Here is a 21,125-nt window from a genome sequence, read left to right as displayed (position 1 = left end):
AACGCACCACCACTTACCACCTCAAACATCGACTGATTGATCCAAGGGAGGAACATCTGATGTGGGGATCTATAGCAGTTTCCGTCGTGTACGCCGTCGTACCGACCTGCTGCGTACTGATCGGGTTCGGTCTCATCCGTCGAGACTACAAACCCTCTGAGCACACTGGGACGAATGACCAGCCGAATGATCTGCTGTCTCGACCAAACGAGAAGGGACGCAACTGAAATGTTCGCAGCTGCCATCTTCGGAAGCTTTGTCCTCTACCTCGTCATCGGGGCCGTCGTCGGTCGTAAGGTGAAAGACAAGTCCGACTACTACGTCGCGGGCCGCGCGGCCCCGACCTTCCTCGTCGCCGGCACACTCGTCGCATCATTCCTGTCCACCGTCTCGTTCATGGGTGAGCTCGGCTTCTCCTACGACGGGTACCCCGTGGTCATGCTGCTGCTGACAGCATTCAACATCTCCGGCTACGTCTTGGGAGTCATGCTCTTCGGCCGCTATCTGCGGCGTTCGTCTGCTCTGACAGTGCCGGAGTACTTCGGCAAGCGGTTCAACTCGCCGGGCCTCCAAGCTCTGGCCGGAGTCATGGTCGTCGTCGGCATCGGTTTGTACCTCGTCGCGGTGACCCAGGGCTTGGTCCTCGTCGTCGGACAGCTCATCGACATTCCGCAATGGGTGCTCCTCGTGATCGTCTGGGCCTCGTACACGATCTTCACGTTCATGTCGGGCTCCCAGGGAGTCCTCGTCAACGACACGATCATGTTCGTCGTCTTCAGCGTCGCGGCGATCTTGGGCATGGGGTGGATCATCGGCGCTTCGGGTGGACCGGTGACCGCGATGCAGAAGATGGCGGAGCTGACGAGCAAACCCGATGGCATCTCGTGGCACGGGCTGACCGGTGCGGACAACTACATTGGCACCCCGGCTCAGGCTGTCATCTACGCCGTGACCTTCGGCATCGTGTGGTGCACCGTGGTCGCTGTGAGCCCGTGGCAGTCGAGTCGATTCCTCATGGCGAAGAACGAACATGTCGCCATCCGGTCGGCACTCTTCGCGACCGCAGCGCTGGCGGTGACCTACCTCTTCCTCACCTTCGGCGGATTCTCAATCAACCTGTTCAACGACGGCATCGCTCCCAGCGAGATCGCCTTCATCTGGGCCGGGCAGAATGTCCTGCCGTCGTTGTTGGGCGTCATCGCCGTCACCGGAATCGTGGCAGCGGGACTGTCATCGGCGGCGTCCTTCCTGTCTCTCATCGGATTCTCTGCCGCCAACGACGTCATGCCCTACCTGACCGGCAAGCGCGTCAGAGAACCCGAACTCGCAACGATCGAGGCAACGACCGCGACCGCGACCGCTTCAGTCGGCACAGCGGTCGCCTCAACTGGACCGGCTGCGACCTCAGGCGGACCGCCCACCCCGGAGACAGGCATCGCCACCACCACTGACGGACCGAACAACGAGTCGACCGACACGTCCGGAGACAATGACATCCACGGGCTCCAGGTCGCTCGGTGGACGATGGTGATCGCCGGTCTGATCGTCCTCGTGATCACCTGGGTCGCACCACCGGCGGTCCTGACGATCGGCTACTTCGCGGCAACTCTGTTCGCCGCATCGTGGGGTCCGATCGCGTTCTGGAGCGTACGGTCGACAAAGCTCTCTGCACGCGGTGCCGCGGTGGGCATGGTCGCCGGCTTCGTCGTCGTTGCGATCTTCGAGTCGCTGTCAGAGTTTGCGGGGATCGAACTTCCGGACCTGCTCAATCCCACGATTCTCGGATTCGTGGCGTCCATCGGCGGTACCCTGCTGGGCAACATCGGAACGCGGCCATCACAGCGCGGCAATGCGTTCCGGGAGAGGCTCATGGTGATTCCGGCCGAAGACCGCGATCCTGCCAAGTACCGGCGCACCCGAACGTGGGTCATCGGAACGGTCATCGTTCTCATCCTCTGCGGACTCGCCATGCTGTTGCTCTATGCAGTTCCCTACGCCATGGCTATCAGCTGATCACCGCGACCATCGACCCCTGACCTCCCGAATCCCGAAACCACGAACCATCCCACACCCCGAAACACCCCTCGGTGAGGTGGCACACAGACGCCCGCGCGTGTAAGACTACGTAGGCGATTGCCGTTTCACCGATCACACGAGAACGACAGCCTCCCCATACGGAGTGCGGAGGAACCGAAGGAGCTACCCCATGTCAGCAGCACCCGGGATCACCGGTCATTGGGACATCGATCCCGCCCACTCCCGACTGGGCTTCTCCACACGCCACGCCATGGTCTCGCGTGTGCGCGGAGCGTTCAATGATGTATCCGGCTTCGCCGACATCACCGAGGATCTCGCCGATTCGACCGCCGAGGTCATCATCCAGACCGCCAGCGTCGACACCCGCGCCGAGGGCCGCGACGAGCACCTGCGCTCGGCAGACTTCTTCGACGTGGAGACCTACCCGGAGATCCGCTTCGTGTCCTCCGCCATCGACGAGGTCGACGAAGGCTCCTACATCGTCACCGGTGAGCTGGCGATCCGTGACATGACGAAGATCGTGTCCGTTCCGCTCGAGCTCATCGGCGTGGACACCGACCCCTTCGGCAACCTGCGCGCCGGCCTCGAGGGCACCCGCCGCATCGACCGCAAGGACTGGGGCGTGACCTGGAATACGAAGCTCGATTCCGGTGGCGTGCTCGTCAGCGACAAGATCACGCTCGAGTTCGAGCTCTCCCTCATCAAGAACCTCGACGAGGCGGCCCCCGCCGATTCGTCCGAGACCTCCGATGAGGACGCGGCCTTCACCGAAACACAGGAACCCGTCACCGAGGCGACCCCGGCTCCCGAGGCCGACGCGGCAGCCCCGAAAGCTGAAGCACCGGCAACCGACGCTCCGGAGAACTCCGCTGACGCTCCAGCACCCGAAGCTCCCGAGTCGGTGACTCCGACCCCGGCAGCCGACGAGACTGCCCCTCCCGCCCCGAAGGCACCGGAGAACGCAGCATCGGTGGCCCCGAACTCAGAAGCGGCCGGCACGGAGTTCCCTCCCCCGCCACCGGTCAAGCCAGCCGAAACTCCGGCTGACAAGCCGGCTGAGAAGGCACCGGAGGCCAAGCAGTCGGATGCTCAGTCGTCCGGAAGCACGTTCGGAAAGCTCTTCGGCCTCCGCTGAGTACAGCGCGCGTCCGCTGACGTCAGCGGCCCAGCACAGCAGTCCTCACCGCGGGTGAGATCGGTACACGAGCCGATCTCACCCGCGGCTATTATTGGGACCATCACCGTGTGACCTGACAGAGGGAGTGGGACTGCCATGGCCAAGCTGACGAAGATGGTCTCTGCCATCGGTTCTCTCAAGGATCTCAACGCCGCCCGTGCCGAGTTCGATGACGCGTCGAAGACCATTCCCGCCGAGGCGGCCTTCCCGCCCGCAGACATCCGCCCAGCGGCGGACGATTCCCGCACCCTGATGCTTCGGGTGACCAATCCCGGCAACCTCGCCGAGGCGGCCCCGCAGTCATCGAGCCAGGGTGACACTTTCGCGGTCATCCACGTTCCCGCCGCCGGTGATTTCGCCGCCGTGCTCGTATTCAATCCGTCGACGCAGGTCGAATCGGGTCAGACGTTCGGTACTATCGCAGACGAGGGTGGGTGGCCGGTCGTCGTGGCCATGGCCGAGGAGTTCCTTGGCATCCGCATCGATCACATCGCACAGCTGGAGTCAGACGCGCTCGGCCGAGTCATCGACGAACTCGGCGGTCTGCAGGTCTACAGCCGCGCTGCGTTCAGTTCCGGCGGAACCGACTTCGTCGAGGGGACGAACAACCTCGACGGAGCGACATCGTCGATCTTCACCGCGGCTGACCCGGTCGATGATGCCGGCCAGACGCGGACCCGTAACCAGCGTGCTGTCGTGCGTGCTCTTGTTCAGGGGCTCAAGTCAGGCGGGTTGGTCAAGGACCCGAACATGGGTGCGGCCGTGCTCGGACATTTCGCGTCAGGGATTCAGCACAACGCCGAGCTGTTTACGGGCGAACTCGTCAAGATCGCCAACCGCCTCCGCACTCTGCAGACAGACGACATCGCAGTCGTCACCGTGCCAACGAACTCGCGTCGCGCGGAGGACGGCACAGTCATCATTGACTTCGATCCCGAGGCAGTGCCGGCGCTTAAGAACGCTTTGACAAGCAACGACCTCGCAGACTTCTTCCGCTACCTCGTTTCCTTGGGATATTAGCTGCTCCTCGCAACCTATTTGCCAACTTTTCGGCGCAACGACTGCAAGACCAACTTTTGGACTGCACAACTTAAAGATCCCTCAAAGCAGTCATTTACAGCGAAACTTCACCGCGACTTCTGGCCTTGAGTCCACTTCACGAAAGTCTCCCAGGGATAATGCCGTCCAGGCGCTTGCTGAAAGCCTGCTTTAGAAAGTGCGAAGCCCCAGTCGCCGTCTGCACGACTCAGTGAATCGAGCATAGAAGACAAAAGGCCTACTGGCGGCACAACATGCCCTTTTCCCCAACCGTCCAGCATAAGATGGATCTTCTCTGACGGCTCAGGGAAGGAACGCAGCCAAGGCAGCATGTGGTACTTGCGATGGTGAGTGTCTTGAATGTTTTGAATATATCCGACTGTGTTGGAGAAGTCCCCTTTGTAGTGGTCCGATAGATCCGAGCGAATGGGTGCTTCCTGGATGTCGGACACTCCCCAGGCTGTTTCGGAGTACCGGGTGACTGCGGACGGGACGTACCGTTCCAAAGCAGTTTGCGGATTAGCCGCAAGAGCGAGCGATCTTGGAAAGTATCGGGAATAGTAGAGGGAAGCAAACCCGCCACCCGAACCACCGAAAAAGATGCTGTGGCGTCCCTTGTCAAACGACGACAATACGTGTGCTAACACAGCTGGCAAGTCACTCTGTAGTGGCTGGGAAGCATTCCCCGCAAACCACGCAAGACTAAGACCCAAACGCAATGAAGGGTCCGAAACGCAAACTATGTTCGCGGGAACACCATCAAGCATTCGAAGCCCAGAGAATACCGGATACGTGGTGACTCGACTAGGAAGCGCCGCATGAAAAATGATGATGGTCGTCGCACTGCCGCGGTCTTCCACTAGAAGGTCAAGAGTCCCTTCACCGTACGTGATCGATGACAACCCAGTAGTGTCTCGACCGGCAGTGAACGCCCCTATTGAGTCAAAACTCCTGATGACAGTAGAAAATCTCGCATAATCACTTTGCAATGGAACGAATGAAGTCAACGTCGCCTCCCCAATCGAAATTGATCATGAATCAAACATCTTTCGTAAACTTACCCCAATTGGAGCGCAGAGAAGGCAACATGGGCGTCAACGATTCCCGTTCGAAAGCCCTTCAGGTACTTAGCCGCTCCCCACTAGAACGCCACCAAACGAAACGCTTCGACTCTTCTACTATGATCGTACAACCACGCAATAGTTCGCGAGTACCGAGTGGTCATACCCTGCCCTACGACGGCGAGCTCATCAAATTCCTCTGGACTAGAGAGAATTGGCTACACGCGGTAGCCACTGTAATACCGCCACTCAGGGAACAACGCGCCCCGTTAGTCAGAGCAAGGAGAAACTCGCTCGATCTGAACTCACCACCTCGATCCGACCTCTGCGCGCTTGGGCTGCAATGGTTGAATCCACCGAAAGCGCACAGCTCAGATGGAGGCCCCCAACCGTCCCGTCTGGAGTGCTCCCTAGAAGGCCGCATCAACGACGCAAAATTGAAACTATCGACGATTATCACTAATTAAACAATAGAAACTCTCATCAAGACCGGTCGCATGCAACCGCAAATAGTATACATGCGCCATGAAAACAACACTAAAACGCTGATCCATTGTAACGACGCACCCATAGTAACGGCGAGACGTAAACCAGTGCGCCACTCAACAAGAAAACAATGCTTCAAATATACCATTCGAGTGAATCAAGCAGCATCAAAGCATACGCCCGCCAAACTAACTGCGCAGTCCGTTTAATACCCTGATCTTCAAATACGCGATTGCCACCTGAGGAAGCTTCTTCTAGAAACCGGATAAATTTACCGTTCAACAAGTCCCCAAGACTGTCATTTAGGGGCGACGAAAGAATATCCTTTGCAATGTTAGACACAGTGGCAGTCGAATATTCCGGAGCAACATTACGTACGGTAGATGACACGTTCGACGACGGGGAAACACTTCCAACATAGGCGTCTAGAGCATCCTTAGTCGTGCCACTTAACGCCTCATGCATCGGGAAACGCCAGGCTGACGAAGCAAAAGGCACATTGAACGAACTCGCCCAGATATCGTGAAGGACCGAAAACAAGGTCCTGTCAGAAATCTTTTCAGCTAAGGTCAGCGAGTCAGCAACCGATGTCACTGCGGCATCGCTAATCGGGTATACGATTTCGGATTCCTGACTGTATAAAGCAATCGATGGTTGCAACCACCGGCCAGATCGGAATTGGCGAGAAAACATATATAGACGATCAATGTCATTCTGCGCACTACAATTAGAAAACCAATGTGTTAGGAACGCGTCATATCTTTGTCGAACAGTAGGCTTTAAAATTCCAGAGCCCTGATTATGAACGGCCTGTAACGCCTCACCGGGCCCTAGACGCATCCGCTTAGCCAATCCTCCCTTCATCAGAGGCCACTGGCCAAGCATCAAGCCATCACCTACCGCCCTTGGCTCCGCGCCGCGATAAATCATCCCATGAGATTCAGACAACGGCAGGCCCCCTGAATTCCGCAAAGTCCAGAGTGAGCGCTCCCTGATAGTTCCTCCAGGCGCAAACTTCGGGCTCGAAACGATGTGAGGAAACTGTGCCAACTCCGCGAGCTGAGAAGCAAGCTCAACTTCTGAATCTCCCACGGGTCGGCCGAACGTGACTGCGTAACCTGACACGCCAAGTTCCCTTAACAGACCAAGTAAGAGTCGGCTATCCTTACCAGCGCTCAAACGTAACTGAATTGAAGAAGATTCCAACCGATCAACACACCGCGCAGTACTTTCACGGAGCGAAGTCGCGAGGGCTTCCGCACCTTCTTCGGCTGTATGAGACGGGTGCAGTCCAAATTCCAAACCAGGAGGTACCTCTCCTGATACTAAGCCCGATCGACTCGCAACTATAGAATACTGATTATCCAACACACGGACCCCGGAGAACGGCGTCGCTCCGGTGATCGAGTAGCCGTACAAAAGAAACTCAGAGTAAAACTCCGAGTCTAAATCCACTAAGCCCTGACGATTGGACTTCATTGCTTCAGCAACTAAGATGGCTCGATTACTGAAATAGGCCTTACCATCACTCTCACCATAATAAATGGTCTCGAGACTCGGCGAAGTGCCCCAGGCCGTGAGACGTTGCTCATTCCGCTCGTATAAGACTGCGCTATAGGACCCCCAAACAGGACGCGAATAAACAAGCCTGCCGCCAACACGGTGCACATCAGCAGCCAAATCCGACGCAGAAACAGGATCGGAGGATAGAACTACACGACCGCCCTCCCTTACCAGCGACGAACGCGTGCCACTACTTTCCCATACGAGGCCGAGAAACCCTATTCCTCCACCATCAGTGAAAATAGAGGGAATTCGAGAATACTTCTTACCAATCCACCGAGAGCATGTTTCCGACAGCCGTTTCGCAATCACTTGATGACTTACCGTGTTATCGCTTCCAGAGCTCGACGAAATAGAGCGCTGCTCACCAATACTTACAAGGAAAACAGACACTTCAATCTCCTATGCTTCGCTGGGTGGACCGTAGACTCGAAACTCATTCAATAGTCCTACTGGCTCCAAAGATAACCCATTACAGAACCGAATCTCATCTATTTTTCCCACTTTACGTAGTTCGAATGGAATCGCGCGGATCGCTTCAAAACACGTTCAATTTCCACCGGTGATCAATCTAGTCAGTTATGCTTCCTCCACCACCAGGTCTGAATCTTTCCGAGTTTAGAGGCTCTAAGCGACGCCAACCGTTCCTCCGCCTTCGCTGCCGTCGCCTTCGATTCTCGATGCGCGTCCTTAAGCGCCTCAATCTGAGTTTCAAGTTCAAGAACTCTTTCGGAATCACCGTTGGTGGGCTCATCCGAGCCAGCACTGCCTGAGATGACGTTCTGGTGTTCGTCGAAGGCCACCGCATCAGCCGAGCGTTTACGGAGCTCCTGCATGAAATACAGCTCGGATAAAGAATCGTTGACTGTCCCCAGCGGGCCAACACCCGCCGAAGAAGGCGCGGTCCTCAAAACGATGCGTCCACTGCGGGCAGTAATACTGAAAACCGGAACGTCATCATCGGTGCTGCCCGCAAGATAAGGGGCGACCCCAAAGACTCTATCATCAAGTACGATAGAATCTGAATCAAAATTAGGGACCATATCGAAGAACTTTAATAGCCGTTCTGAAGCACGTGAGTAAGAGTGAGACTCTGCCACACCCCAGCATCGATGAGCAGCCTCCTCAATGGCGCCTGAAGAGCCGCCCAAGTTTCGCAAAAATTCTACGTATTCAGTCATGTTGTCTACATACAAAGGGTAATCATCCCCAAGAATTTGACGATTGACCGGGGACGAGTTGAGCAGACTTGGCTTACCCAGCGATCCATACTCTAAAACTTTAGTTGAGAACTCAGTACTAAAGTCCATCGATTCAGATCGCCATGAAATCCCGATATCGCTCTCGCGAACTAACTCACGAACCCGGTCCCGGGGAAGACCACCATGCCAATGGATACCAGACGAATTGTCTAATAAATATCTAACTTCGTCCACAAAACTCACATTATCGGAATCTGCTCTAAACGCGTCACCTGCAACATCGAGCGTCAAAGTTGGATTCTCGATTCGAGCATAGTTGAACCCAGACATAATTCTGTCGGGCAACCAGTTCGGGAAGAACTTTCCCGCATACACCAGTCGGCTAGGATTCGAATTGTAATTGAACTCTTCTTCGAATTCCCTGTTCGCGTCTGGCACGAACGGGCCGAGTACTATATGTCGACTTGTTTCAAAACCGGGCAAATTTCGAACGATCGTCGTTTTCATTTCTGACGTCTGCAGGATGAAGTTAACCCTTGAGCGCATCAAAGCCGAAATATCCCCGATTAGTTCAGGATCCATATCTACATTAGAGAAAGCAACGCCTGTCACATAAACACTCAATCGGGGTGCAACTTCGGGGTAAATCTCGACTAACCGCAGCGCAGTCACAATGTCTCGGACTATGATTTGATCATATGCACCTTGCCGATCCATTCGCACGAGGGCAAACGCAGCCTCTTCACGACTTAGAGTGTGGTCAGTACTCCAATTACCGGTATCAAACATCGAGTGGCTTTTAAATGGATCTACCAAACGGACGTTATTAACAGTCGATAACTCATGAACAACATTGTAGCTGAAGATCTTATTGGCGCTAAGAATATCGACATTAACGCCGACCCTACTTGCCAGCATAGCGCCGAGCCCGGCAATGAAGAACGAAGACCCGTCGATGACATTGAGATTTATGTACCCAAATACAAGCACCGAAGCTGAATCTTCGTTACTTCGCAGGTAGAGGCTGGACACTTTATCACTTAGTAAGGTCAAGGTGTTTCACCCCAAGTCGTTCTTTGTTCGAGCGCGAGCGCGCAAAGGCTTTAATCCTTTTCAGGGGCCCACGGTGTACGTTCAATGAGAAAGTATTGTTTCGTTGATAGGCATATTTGGCCGGAGCAGTCGTGTCTCCATATAAATACAAAGCGTATTCCATATCTATGCCGTCCGCGACGACAGTTACTAAAGTTGGATTAGAGTTACTGTCTACGATAATTTCTCGTACTTCGTTCGCAGAGCTGTCCACGACCCGGCGTTCCGCCCTCTCTTCAGCAGCTTTTAAAGTCGAGCCAACCTTAATCAACATCTGTTCGATTTGATTCTCTAACTCTCTATAGCGTTCCTCCCAATCAATCAAGAGAACTCACCATCATTTCTTCGATCATTCTAATCTCTCGGTGTATGGTGTTTTCGGGACCTGCCACAGTCCGGACTTTATCGGCAGCGCCAAGGCTCAGGTGTTGGAAGAGTTCTGGGTCATAGTGGATACGCTCTAAAAACTGAACTAGATCGTTGTGATTCTCTGGCCGCCCGAGAAGTCCCGATTGTTCATGTTCAATAAATTCAGGAATTGCCGCAATGTTGGTGGATAGCGGCACGAGTCCCGAAGCCATGGCTTCTCCCGCTGATACACCTTGTGAGTCGAATCGGGTTGGCGTCATCAATAGACCGTGCCGGTCATGCAGTTCTTTTATTTCACGCGAATTCAGGAATCGGTTAACCAGCTTCACGTTTGAGTATTTTCTCAATGGGCCCGCGATCATTTCAAAATCTCTGCCGGAACCACATATGGTAAATTGGAACTTATTAAACCAGGGTCGTGTGCTAGCCGTCCTTATCGCTTCTGCGGTTAAATCGTTCGCATATTTATATGAGGCATAGGGACGTATACTTAGTACTCGATACCTTGATTCGCTGGTCTTCGGGACAAAGCTGTAGTGGGCGGGATCAATAAGGTTCGGTATGACTTCATCATTGGACAGCGCGACGCCCGCGTCTGGCTCAACAATGGATTTCTTGAACCAGTTAGACACGTTCACGAACTTCTCGTTGTCTGCAGGATCTCTATACTGTCCGTGATTAAACATTTGTTGTTTGTCATAATGACTCGACTTTTTCTCGAGTGCAGCAGCAATTTCTGCCGAAGATCCGAGAAAATTGAACCATCGTCGGTGCCATGCCTCTGATTCGAACCCGTGTATCCACGTGATTCTGGGAATGTTTGACCGATAGCTTTCTAGCGGTGTCAACATGTCCGGATTCGAAAAATGTATCAGGTACATATCGTGCTCAATCGAGCGAACGAACTCAGCATATGCAGCGGGGTTGCCCACCGTCACGCGTACCCCCTCGTAGGTATAAACGTATGATTCCCGCGCAGGTGGGTGGAGGTAATAGACTTCAACGTCGATACCACTGGCTATGTATGCGGTTACTCGCGTATGGATGAAACCATTACGGTAGATCTGTTGCTCGGACGGGTAAGCGTTGCATACGACGAGGCATCGTGTCTTGACAGTCGTCTGGTATTCACACGTAGCCGCGGGTGACATGAGATGTCGCGCTTGCTCTGATCGTCTACTCTCTCTATTTCCAGTCCCGTACGTGAACGCGAGGAGTGCATTTTCAGCACGGTCCCATTCCACGTTGACATGTCCAACCAAATCTTGTCTGTGAGGCTTTTTTGTAGCGACGACTAGTGACTCCCCGCTGGGAAGTTTCAGGTCAATCGTCACGTCGTCTTGACTCGGCGTCACCATGTTTCGAAGCCAACGGTGCACGGGCCAGTATTCGTCGAGCGTGCCTTCGAGGTGAAGTTCAACCGCTCCTACGAGGAACGCTTCAGAAACGTATTCACGCTGTGCTTGCGTAAGCTTTTCGAGCTGCGATAGGGCGATTGGCTCATGGTCATCACTATTCCCAGTGCGCTCCGCGTAGCTCTCCAAGAAGTCTGTCGTAATTTGGAAGTAATGCTCGTCCCGATCCATCGGACTAGATTTTTGATCGGCGAATTGTTGCATTATATCTCCTGTGGTGCTCAAACGCTGTGGTGCTCTTCGTCATTTTCGTCCTGTCTAATCTTCGAAGTCTTGAGTACTGGCGCTATTGATTATTTGGTCGATCTCTAAAACTATCGATCGATAGTCTGACTGCCGGTAGTGAAAAGGCTGTGGTCCCCATTTATGGGTTTGATCTATTCGAAGCTGTTCGCTTTGCCTAAAGACCGTATGCCTCGTCCATTCAGACGCGATTGCTCGATACCGCATGTAGTTTATGTTAGCAATCTTGGAGCGTTCCGCGTACTTCTCCGCTGCAGTTGGCTGGGTGTGCAACATCCTCGTCAGAGCTTGACCAACGCTTCTTCCACGAGACAACTCTCGTCCAGCTTCGTGGGAAGCACGCACTAACCGTCGCCATCTTCTGCCAAATTGAGTAACTAGGTTGTGACGCGGGTACCGGGAACCATCAAGCGCAGATGCCCACTCGATGTCGAGGAAGATGGTTTTTTCCCATAGCTCTGCGGCTTTGAGCTCCTGGATGAGCATCGCGAATCCTGTACTCCACAGTGTGAAGTGCTCATCAGTGCCGAACTCGATCAGTCGAGCCCCCTCACGATGTGCCGCGCAAGCGGCACCGCAGGATTCCACCTCAAGCGAGTTCGTCATGGTCGTGCCGTCGGCGAACTTCCAGAATCCTCGTCGCTCATCGACCAAGTCGAGGAGGACGACGTCTAGATCGTCTGCATTCTTGACGATCCTCTCAATGCCGCTCCCTTTGAGGTCGCTGGTGACCATTCGCTTCTGGAAAGCGGACGTCAGATCGCTGAGATCGATTCCAGCTGTCCCATGGGGAGACTCCAGACTCGTCACCGAGTGCCTGGCCACATAGGCCACGACCTCAGCTTCGGGCATGAACTCCGCCGTATCACGGCTCACGCAGGAACCGAAGATTGCGATCTTCATCGGCCCGAATCCTGGTGGACGGCGGGGGCCTCGTCTTCCTGCCGCAAACGCTGTCGCTCCTCATACCGTTCATCGGCGATCTTACGTGCACGAGAAGCAAGCCTCCGGCCGGTGAAGTCATCTGCAGCGGCAACAGATGACGCACGGTCGCTCGGGTTTGCGGCTCGCAGAACGACGCGCTTCTTACTGGGATTCAGTCGCAGCGGCGGGGCATCGGTGATTCGTGGTGCGCTCACTACCTGAGTGGCCGGTTTGGGCAGAGTCGGGAATTTGGCTTTCGGCATTTCGGCGTCGAAGGATTTGGGCCAGACCTGCTCTTCGGCAGCGGCCAACATCGGAGTTGGCGTCTCTTCGACTTCGTCGACCGTGTCCTGTCGCTTCACATGACGTGCAGGAGCGGCCTTCGTCTTGGACGGGCGCGCTGCGTGCCGCGGGATGGGATTCTTGATGAGTTCGGGCTCGAGGATGTTGATCTCCTCTTTGACCGCGTTGCTCACCACATCGGCGAGGAGCTTGTCCGCGATGTCTTCCTTGCCCTTGGCAACATTCCACGCCCACCAGCGGTATTTCTCTGCGACAGCCTCGGCGGGGCCGTTCATGAGGATCTCGCCTCGATGCATCCAGACTGCGCGGGTGCACAGCTCCTGAATCACCTTGGCAGCGTGATTGACGAGCAGAACCGTTCCTGCTTCAGCGAGAAGCTCGTCCATTGCACGTTCGCTGCGCTCGGCGAAGGTTGCGTCGCCGGTCGACAGGGCCTCGTCGATGAGCAGAATCTTCGGGCGCGCAGCCAAGGCGATGGCGAATCGGAGTCTGGCGCCCATACCCGAGGAATAAGTTCCCATCGGCCGGTGGATCGCCGACCCCAGTGCCGAAAGCTCAACGACATAGTCGAAGGCCTCGCCCGCCTCCTCGGGAGACAGGCCCATCGCCAGACACCCTAGGCGCACGTTCTCACTTCCCGACAGCGCGGGTTGCAGGGCAGCGCTGACACCGAGCAGAAGAGGCTGATAGCGGACGAGGATGCGGCCTCGATCCGGCTGCTCGACTCCAGCGACATTGCGCAGGAAGGTGGATTTTCCGGAACCGTTGGCTCCGACGATTCCCACCATTTCTCCTTCGCGGGCGACGAAGTTGACGCCTCGCAACGCTCGCACAGTTGTCTGACCTTGCCGTCCGACGATCTTGTTCGTCAGGCGTCGGACTCCAGTTGCCTTGCTGCCCGGATCGTTGGTGTTGACGGTGTACCGGACTTGGACGTTCTCCGCGATGATTGTGGGGTCCTGGACCTCAGAGTCGGCCATAGCTCTCCTCCCCCCTCCAAAAGTACAGGAAGCCGACGATCAGCAATCCGAACGCCCAGAAGATTCCTACGAACCAGAGCCACGGGTCGGTGTCGACACCGTAGAGCAACGAATTCCGCACGATCGTGAGGTAGGCGTGCATCGGATTGAACTGCATCGCTTCCAGGAGGGCCGGATGCGTTTGCAGCCGATCCTCAATGGAGAAGAAGACGCCAGAACCGTAGAGCCAGAACCGGCTGACAATCGACATGAAGTTCGTGAGGTCAGGAATCTTGTGGCCGATTCGAGCTAAAAAGCAGGCGAGCCCGACGTTGAAGATCGTCTGCAGGATGATGACGGGGATGACGAGGAAAACTCTCCACGTGATCACTTCTGCGTCCGGAAGGACCAGGATGAGAACGATCATCACGGCGAGAGTCGGAATGAAATCGAGAAAATTCCGGACGACAACCGAGATCGGCAACGCAGCACGCGGAAACTGAAAGCCTTTGATCATCGATGCTCCCGAGCGGATCGCTCCGGTTCCACCTGTCATCGACTTTCCGGTGAACTGGAAGAAGAACACTCCGATAACCAAATATCCGAGGAAGTTGTCGATACCGCGGGAGGACTGGAGAATGAATCCGAAGATGAACCAGAACGCGAGCACTGAAAGCAGCGGATTGAGGAAAAGCCAGCCGTAGCCGAGGAGATTCTTCCTCGTCGACCCGCTCATCTTGGCCCGTGATTCGGCGATGATGAAGTGCCGGCGATTCCATAGCGCGGCGAGGTAGCTGCTCAGACTCGTCCGTCGTCCGACAGGCACCAGGCCTTCGCTCGAAACGGACGGGATCGAACTCAGTCCGAGGGGGTTCGTCGTCTCACTCATCGCGCATCACTCCCCACGAGTTGAGAATAGACCTGCCCATATCGTCGTCCGATTTCCTTCCACCTGCGAGTTGCAAGAACGTGTGCTCGTCCATTGTCTCCGAATCTGGCCCTCGCGGTGTCATCGGAGGCGAGCTCGGACAACAGTTCCGCGAGTTTTCGCGGATTCTCCGGCGGTATCGACAATCCCGCACTGTCCGGAACCAGTTCACGCAGTGCCGGCAGGTCAGAGATGACCACTGGTCGTGCAAGGCCCATCGCTTCGATCGGTTTGATCGGAGTGACCAAGCGGCAGACTGGTTCGTCCTTGCGCGGCACAACGATGGCATCGAGCGCGAGTTGGTACTCAATTGCCTGTGCTTGGGAGACCCTGCCGGTGAAGACTGTGTTCTCTCCCAGGGCCGCGGCGCGTTCGCGCAGCTCCGGCAGAGCGACGCCGTCGCCGGCAATGAGGAGACGCAGATCCGTGCCCTGGCTCCGGGCGAAGATGACGGCGTCGACGAGATCGTCGAGGCCCTCATATCCAACGATCGATGCTGCCGTGCCTACCCAGATTCCGTCTTCGGGCAGGCCAAGGCTCTTTCTCACCTCGGCCGGAGTGCGGGTGACATCGGCGTCGACGACTGTTTCGGAGACCGAATTCGGGATGAGAGTGATGGTTTCTTCCGGCACTCCCCCGGCGATCAGGTGCTCACGCATCGTCGCGCCCAGGGTGATGACTGCGTCGGCTGCCGACGCGACTTCGATCTCCTTGGCCCGCATGAGTGCGAATCGCTGGCTGTCCCGTCGTGCAGAGCGCTCTTCCGGGCTGCTTCCTGCTGCCGCCCATGTCTCTTCCAAGACTCCGCGGACTTCGTAGACCCACGGCAGGCCCGCTGCCTTCGCGGCAGCGCCAGTGGCCAAGCCGTTGACGTAGTGCGTTGTCGTGTGAAGGATCTGTGCTCCACGTCGATGCGCCTCGGAGGCGATGTGATTCGCCTGTTCACTCAGCCGTTCAGATGGTGTCGGACGCGGTCTCAGCGGCACGTCACGGATGTATTCGACTCCGTCGACGACTTCGACCGGTGCCTGGCTCAGTCGTCCGATGGTCACGGGATACGACGGGCGTGTGATCGCGGCCGTTTGATGGCCTGCTTCCCGCAGGGTAGTCAGGATGGCATGTGAGCGGTACGCATAGCCGGAGCGGGTATGCGGTAAGGAGTTCGTCAGCACATGCAGCGCCGTCGGATGCTGACCTCGGTCATCTTCCGCATTGGCGCGTGCCCGACGAGCCGCGACATAGTTCGACACCTCCGGCCACCATTGAGGTTGCAGACACTGCCGCTCATCGAGCAGTCGTGCCCGGCGTGCGCCGTCTGGCAAGACTGCGATGGCTTCGTCGATGTGTCCCTTGGTCCACTCGATACGCGAGCTCAGTGCGTGGGCACCCGGAACAGCAGCTGCGATCGATTCGGCCTCGTCGAGGAGTCCCAGATTGAGCGCGATCTCGCCGAGAAGGCGTGAAGGCGAACGAGAACCGGCGACCAATTCCTTCGCCGTCGTCTCTTCTCCGAGCAGCCACGCGGAAGCCGCCCGAGTGGCGTCGCCCGGCAGACGTCCGAGTGCTTGTCCGACGAAGCGCGAGGCAGGGCCCGGCAGCCGACGTGCCAACTGCATGCCGAAGAACACGCGGTCGTCGTTGATGTGCCCAGCCGTGGTCAAAACAACGTTCGTCAGCTGTCGGGCGAGGAAGCGCAGGTTCACGACATCACCTGCTCAAGAACCCGTTCGTATGTGCGGCCCATTGCGGCTGCCGAAGCATTCCGAACCACCCAGTCGCGCGGGTTCAGACCTGAGGCCGGATTCGATCCGAATTCCTCACCGGCTTCGACTCGTTCTCGCATCCTCGTCATTGCCGCGGCTACGGAATCGACGTCACCGGGAACCGCAACTTCTCCTGCTGCGGTCTGCGTGATGATGTCGGCGGCTTCACCGGCGACAACTCCGAGGACAGGAATTCGTCGCGCCATCAGCGAATAGAGCTTCGACGGCACTGTGCATTCGTATGAGTCGAGGGAGCTGAGGCTGACCAGTCCGGCGTCTGCCCACTCCCAATGTGCCGCGAGTTCGGCACCTGCGATCTGGGGATGGATTTCCACCGGCACACCATACGCGGAAGCGACGGTCTTGAGTTCGGCAGCATCGACGCCGTCGCCCACGATTCGCAGTTGCACACCCTCGGTGCGAGCCAGAGCACGAATCGAGGTGCTGAGATCTTGAGAACGCCCGACCGTGCCCACGTACAACAGGTTCAGTCCGCTGCGATCGCCATCAGCCCTGACCGAGACATCGCGACCGGTAGGGCTCGTCTCCACCGCGGGAGGAACAAGGGGAATCGCCCCCGTGGCGGTCAGCCCTGATGCGCCTTCCAACTCCGCCGGTGAGACTCCGCTGCGGACGACCTCGGCGGTCACCCCGCGCTGTTCCAAGCGACGTTTGAAACCCTCCGTGGTGACGACAACGACCGCCGCCCTCCGTTGAGCACGAGTGAGCAGGTCCGGCAGCAGTCGATGTTCGAGACGTTGCGTCAGCGGCCCGGGAAGATACTTCCCAACGGCTCCCGTCACCAAGTTCATCTCCGAAATGAGGTCGGGCCACGCATCGCGGACTTCAGCGATATGCGGCACCCGCAGCAGTCGCGACAGGGTGTCGCCGGCCAGCAGAAACGGCAGTGCCGGAGTTGTGGAGACGATGACGTCGGGGCGCATTCTGCCCCGCAGCCGATCGATGACCGCCGACATCGCGCCCGTTGCCGACACCGTCTGGTCGAGCAGCTGACGAGCCATCGACGCTCCGCTGTGCAGGTACGGCACGCGGAGGATTCGCTCGCCGTCGATCCCGGTGTCCCAGGTACCGCCGAGGCGCACGTCGACTCGACGGCGCCCCCGCCCCACATTGGAGCCGAAGAATCCGTTCCGGTCGGAATACGGGTAGTGCGGGTGTGGTGCCACCGTGATGACGTCGTGTCCGACTGCGCGCAGGTGGTCGACGAGGATCCGCCACCGTCGCTGCGGTGCGCCGACCTCGGGGTAGTAGTAGTGACTGAGCAGAACGATTCTCATGCGGTGACCGCCTCCTTGCTTGGACGACGGTTCAACCACATGGGCAGCAGCGCGTAGAGGGCGAGCAGTCCGACCCAGAACACATGAGCCGGATACGTCGTCGCCGTATTTCCGCTGATGAGGGTGGGAACGGCCATCATGCAGGCGAGGACACTCAAGGCTGCGTGGAAGAGCGATACGGAACTGTGTGACCAGCCTGCCTGCTGGATCCGCTGGTAGATGTGTTCACGATGAGGCAAGAGGATGTTCTCTCCTCGGAAGAGTCGCATGACCAAAGTGAGTCCGACGTCGAAGAAGACGAAGATCATCGGGGCGATGATGACGACGATCGGGACGCCTTGGACGAAGAGCCAGACCGCGAGAGCGAAAACAGCCGCTCCGATGCCGTAGCTTCCCGTATCGCCGAGGAACGCTTTGGCCCGTCCGAGGTTGAACGGGAGAAAACCGACAGCAGCACCGGCTAGGGCCAAGGCAAGCAATGCGATATCGTTCTCGCCCACCCAGGAACTGACGAAGGCGAACCATCCGGCGGTGACGATGGTCCACCCGGTGACGTAGCCGTTGAGTCCGTCGACGAAGTTCACAGCGTTGACAGTGGTCACTCCGATGACGGCGAAGGCGATCACGTGGGCGATTCCCTGAGTGGAGAACATGGCGATGATCGCGCTGAACAGCAGAGCCAGGATGACCTGACCGATCAGCCGCCCGGCAGGGCGCAGGGAGTCGAGATCGTCACTCATCCCGATGGCCGAATAGCACCAGGTGAGGACCAGGAAACCGATGGGCAGGAGGACGCCGCCGAGGCCGAAGACCCCGTCTTCGCTGACGCTCCAGACCATGGCGAGAATTGTCGCCACGGTGATGCCGCAGCCAATGGCGATTCCCCCGCCGCGTACGGTCGACAGCGAATGCGAGGAGCGATGAGAGGGAACATCGACGACCCCCGCTCGGCGCAGCAGCGGGAAGGCGATGAGGGCGCTGAGAGCCGTGACCACCGCGGCCACAACCAGGATCACCAGCGACTGCAGAGCCATCAGAGGCCGACTCCGGTGTCATGGGGATCTGCGCCGGGCTCGGAGACCTGAGATGATCCCACGGCCGGTTCGATGGCCGCCGCTGCGTCATCGGTGACCGGGACTTCGTCGGAGTCGAGGAGGCTCGTCAGGTGCTCGTCGAGGATCGCCCGGTGGGTGAAGACCTGCGGGTCACGAGATTCGACGACCAGGGCACCGAGCTTCTCCAGATCGATCGGAGCGATCGGGACCTGAGTGATCAGCGGATGATTGGGTCGGCTGTCAACTTCACCCGGTGACAGAAGTGCTTCAGTGAGCTTCTCCCCTGGGCGCAGCCCCGTGTAGACGATCTGCGCATCACTGCGGCCCGACAGCGCGATCACGCGCTTGGCGAGGTCAGCGATGCGGATCGGTTCACCCATATCGAGGACCAAGGTCTCTCCGGGACCGCCGATCGCCGCAGCTTGCAGAACGAGCTCACATGCCTCATCGGCAGTCATGAAGTACCGAGTGACCTCGGGGTCGGTGACGGTGACGGGGTCGCCGGCCGCCACCTGAGCCACAAAGGTCTCGAGCACAGACCCCCGGGAGCCGAGCACATTGCCGAATCGCACCGACATATAACGCCGTCCGGTTGCCGCGGCCACAGAGGCGATCGCCCGCTCGATGGAGAACTTCGTCCGACCCAGAACCGAAGTCGCCCCGGCGGCCTTGTCGGTGGAGATGTGAACGAAGGAGTCGACATTGTGAGCCACCGCTGCGTTCAGCAGGTCGAGGCTGGCTCCGACGTTCGTGCGCACTGCCTGCTCGGGGAAGCGCTCGAGAAAGGTCAGGTGTTTGAGAGCCGCGGCGTGGAAGATGATGTCTGGCTTCGCCTCGGCGACGAGGGCAGCGATGAATGCCGGATCTCGCAGGTCTCCAAGGACGAGGTCATCACTGGTCAGAAGGGCTGAACCTTCGAGGCCGAGCTCGGTGGCGTGCAGGCCGGATTCGTCCCGGTCGGTCATGATGAGTCGGGCCGGGTCGAACCGGGCGACCTGGCGGCACAGCTGTGAGCCGATTGAGCCGCCCGCACCGGTGACGAGGACGACCTTGCCTGTGATAGCCGAGGCGATGTCGTCGATATTCGTCGAGATCGGTTTGCGTCCGATGAGGTCTTCGAGGCTGACATCGCGGAAGCTTCGGTGACGCAGGTCGGCGACGTCATGGGCGTCCGGTTCGGGACGAGCCAGCGCGGAGTCCGAGAGCTTCGGCATGATCTTGATCTCGACCGGCCGGGATTCGAGATTCGACGCGATGCGGGAAAGATCTTCGGGTGGCAGGTCGGAGATTGCAATGATGACTGCCCCGGCGCCGGTGCGATCGACATGGGCGGCGATGTCGGCGATCGGTCCGAGCACGCGAATTCCGTTGTAGCGCAGATGCCGCTTGGCCGGGTCATCGTCGAGGATGCCGACAGCGACGAATTCGTTGTGCGAGTCCTGAGCGATCATATCGAGGGCAAGCATTCCCTGGTCCCCCGCGCCGACGACGATCGTGGGCCGAGATGCGCCGGACGTGGTGAGGCCGCGCTGCCTCAAGTTGCGACGAGTCCAGTTCTCGAGGCTCTTGACCACCACCATGAGCGCTCCCGCCGTGATGGGGACGCTGGTCGGGATGAGCAGTTGACTGGCAAGGGCGAATTCGACCACCCACATGATGCCGACGCCCAAAGCAACTGTTCCCACGATGGCAGCGAACTGATCGGTTGAGCCACGTCGGTAGCGTCCGCGGTAGATTGCCAAGGGCCCGCCGATGAGGAAGACGATCAGACCGATCGCCGCACAGACGAACATGCCCAGTGCATTGACGAGCTCAGTGTGGAAGTCGTATCGCACCAGCGTCATCGCTACGACGAGGAACGCGAAGACGAGACCGTCGATGAGTGACAGGGCCATGGCTCTGCCGTGCCGCCTTATAGGGGTCCGTGAGGGAATGGGCCCTGAGCTGCTTCCCACTGTCCTCATTTCTCCGACGTCCATGGTCCGACTCAGTTCAGCCTAGGATTATGGCGTGCATCTCACAACAGCCGACTGAGCTTCTCGCAACCTCTTGATTGTACTATTGGGGCTAACAGCTCTTGCACAGGAAGGCAGTCCAAAGCGTTAAGAATTGGTTTCATTTTCGAGTGGACACACTGCAAGTAGAGTGGGATAAATCGCCGTATTGATCGCCGCCTTATTGAACTGTGTCTCCGCTAAACCAGCCTATGCGT

At 57.6% G+C, this 21,125-nt stretch carries 15 protein-coding genes; 3 read left to right on the top strand and 12 right to left on the bottom strand.

All coding sequences use genetic code 11. The annotated features are described in order from the left end of the window. Positions 1 to 228 precede the first annotated feature (228 nt). The 3 genes from AC3CD9_RS19155 to AC3CD9_RS19145 all read left to right on the top strand — a co-directional run bounded on the left by AC3CD9_RS19155 (position 229) and on the right by AC3CD9_RS19145 (position 4,234). Entirely contained in the window at positions 229 to 2,013 is a 1,785-nt protein-coding gene (locus tag AC3CD9_RS19155) for a sodium:solute symporter family protein (RefSeq protein ID WP_488365597.1), read from the top strand. Positions 2,014 to 2,206: 193 nt separating this feature from the next. Further along, a complete protein-coding gene (locus AC3CD9_RS19150; protein ID WP_488365595.1) occupies positions 2,207 to 3,172 on the top strand; it encodes a YceI family protein in 966 nt (321 codons plus the stop codon). Positions 3,173 to 3,310: 138 nt separating this feature from the next. Further along, positions 3,311 to 4,234 carry an LCP family protein gene (locus tag AC3CD9_RS19145; protein ID WP_488365593.1) on the top strand — a complete coding sequence of 308 codons (924 nt, stop codon included), beginning with the start codon at positions 3,311 to 3,313 and terminating at the stop codon, positions 4,232 to 4,234. Positions 4,235 to 4,341: 107 nt separating this feature from the next. Here the strand turns inward: AC3CD9_RS19145 and AC3CD9_RS19140 are convergent, their stop codons facing one another. The 12 genes from AC3CD9_RS19140 to AC3CD9_RS19085 form a co-directional block, all read right to left on the bottom strand. Further along, entirely contained in the window at positions 4,342 to 4,704 is a 363-nt protein-coding gene (locus tag AC3CD9_RS19140) for a hypothetical protein (RefSeq protein ID WP_488365592.1), read from the bottom strand. Positions 4,705 to 5,934: 1,230 nt separating this feature from the next. Next, entirely contained in the window at positions 5,935 to 7,755 is a 1,821-nt protein-coding gene (locus AC3CD9_RS19135; protein ID WP_488365591.1) for a hypothetical protein, read from the bottom strand. 182 nt (positions 7,756 to 7,937) lie between these two features. Next, on the bottom strand, positions 7,938 to 9,596 hold the full coding sequence (locus AC3CD9_RS19130) for a hypothetical protein (protein ID WP_488365590.1): 1,659 nt from the start codon (positions 9,594 to 9,596) through the stop codon (positions 7,938 to 7,940). Positions 9,597 to 9,600: 4 nt separating this feature from the next. Beyond that, on the bottom strand, positions 9,601 to 9,981 hold the full coding sequence (locus tag AC3CD9_RS19125; RefSeq protein ID WP_488365589.1) for a hypothetical protein: 381 nt from the start codon (positions 9,979 to 9,981) through the stop codon (positions 9,601 to 9,603). After that, positions 9,974 to 11,644 carry a glycosyltransferase family 4 protein gene (locus AC3CD9_RS19120; protein WP_488365588.1) on the bottom strand — a complete coding sequence of 557 codons (1,671 nt, stop codon included), beginning with the start codon at positions 11,642 to 11,644 and terminating at the stop codon, positions 9,974 to 9,976. Before AC3CD9_RS19120 ends, AC3CD9_RS19125 begins: the two co-directional genes overlap by 8 nt. A gap of 54 nt (positions 11,645 to 11,698) precedes the next feature. Further along, the gene (locus AC3CD9_RS19115) at positions 11,699 to 12,586 is read right to left on the bottom strand and encodes a DUF6270 domain-containing protein (RefSeq protein ID WP_488365587.1); all 888 of its coding nucleotides are present in this window, start codon (positions 12,584 to 12,586) and stop codon (positions 11,699 to 11,701) included. Continuing rightward, positions 12,583 to 13,890 (bottom strand): ABC transporter ATP-binding protein, encoded by a 1,308-nt coding sequence (locus AC3CD9_RS19110; RefSeq protein WP_488365586.1) that lies wholly within the window; start codon positions 13,888 to 13,890, stop codon positions 12,583 to 12,585. The genes AC3CD9_RS19115 and AC3CD9_RS19110 overlap by 4 nt, the downstream gene beginning before the upstream one ends. Continuing rightward, positions 13,877 to 14,758 carry an ABC transporter permease gene (locus AC3CD9_RS19105; protein WP_488365585.1) on the bottom strand — a complete coding sequence of 294 codons (882 nt, stop codon included), beginning with the start codon at positions 14,756 to 14,758 and terminating at the stop codon, positions 13,877 to 13,879. The genes AC3CD9_RS19110 and AC3CD9_RS19105 overlap by 14 nt, the downstream gene beginning before the upstream one ends. After that, positions 14,755 to 16,500 carry a glycosyltransferase family 4 protein gene (locus AC3CD9_RS19100; RefSeq protein WP_488365583.1) on the bottom strand — a complete coding sequence of 582 codons (1,746 nt, stop codon included), beginning with the start codon at positions 16,498 to 16,500 and terminating at the stop codon, positions 14,755 to 14,757. The genes AC3CD9_RS19105 and AC3CD9_RS19100 overlap by 4 nt, the downstream gene beginning before the upstream one ends. Then, the gene (locus tag AC3CD9_RS19095) at positions 16,497 to 17,858 is read right to left on the bottom strand and encodes a glycosyltransferase family 4 protein (protein ID WP_488365582.1); all 1,362 of its coding nucleotides are present in this window, start codon (positions 17,856 to 17,858) and stop codon (positions 16,497 to 16,499) included. The genes AC3CD9_RS19100 and AC3CD9_RS19095 overlap by 4 nt, the downstream gene beginning before the upstream one ends. Continuing rightward, on the bottom strand, positions 17,855 to 18,892 hold the full coding sequence (locus AC3CD9_RS19090; protein WP_488365581.1) for an MraY family glycosyltransferase: 1,038 nt from the start codon (positions 18,890 to 18,892) through the stop codon (positions 17,855 to 17,857). The genes AC3CD9_RS19095 and AC3CD9_RS19090 overlap by 4 nt, the downstream gene beginning before the upstream one ends. Then, positions 18,892 to 20,808 (bottom strand): polysaccharide biosynthesis protein, encoded by a 1,917-nt coding sequence (locus AC3CD9_RS19085; protein ID WP_488365579.1) that lies wholly within the window; start codon positions 20,806 to 20,808, stop codon positions 18,892 to 18,894. Before AC3CD9_RS19085 ends, AC3CD9_RS19090 begins: the two co-directional genes overlap by 1 nt. Positions 20,809 to 21,125 lie beyond the last annotated feature (317 nt).

The organism is Brevibacterium sp. MGP-B1, from assembly GCF_057766545.1.
Note: the sequence above shows the minus strand (reverse complement) of the source record. Positions and strands in the feature narration are given on the sequence as shown.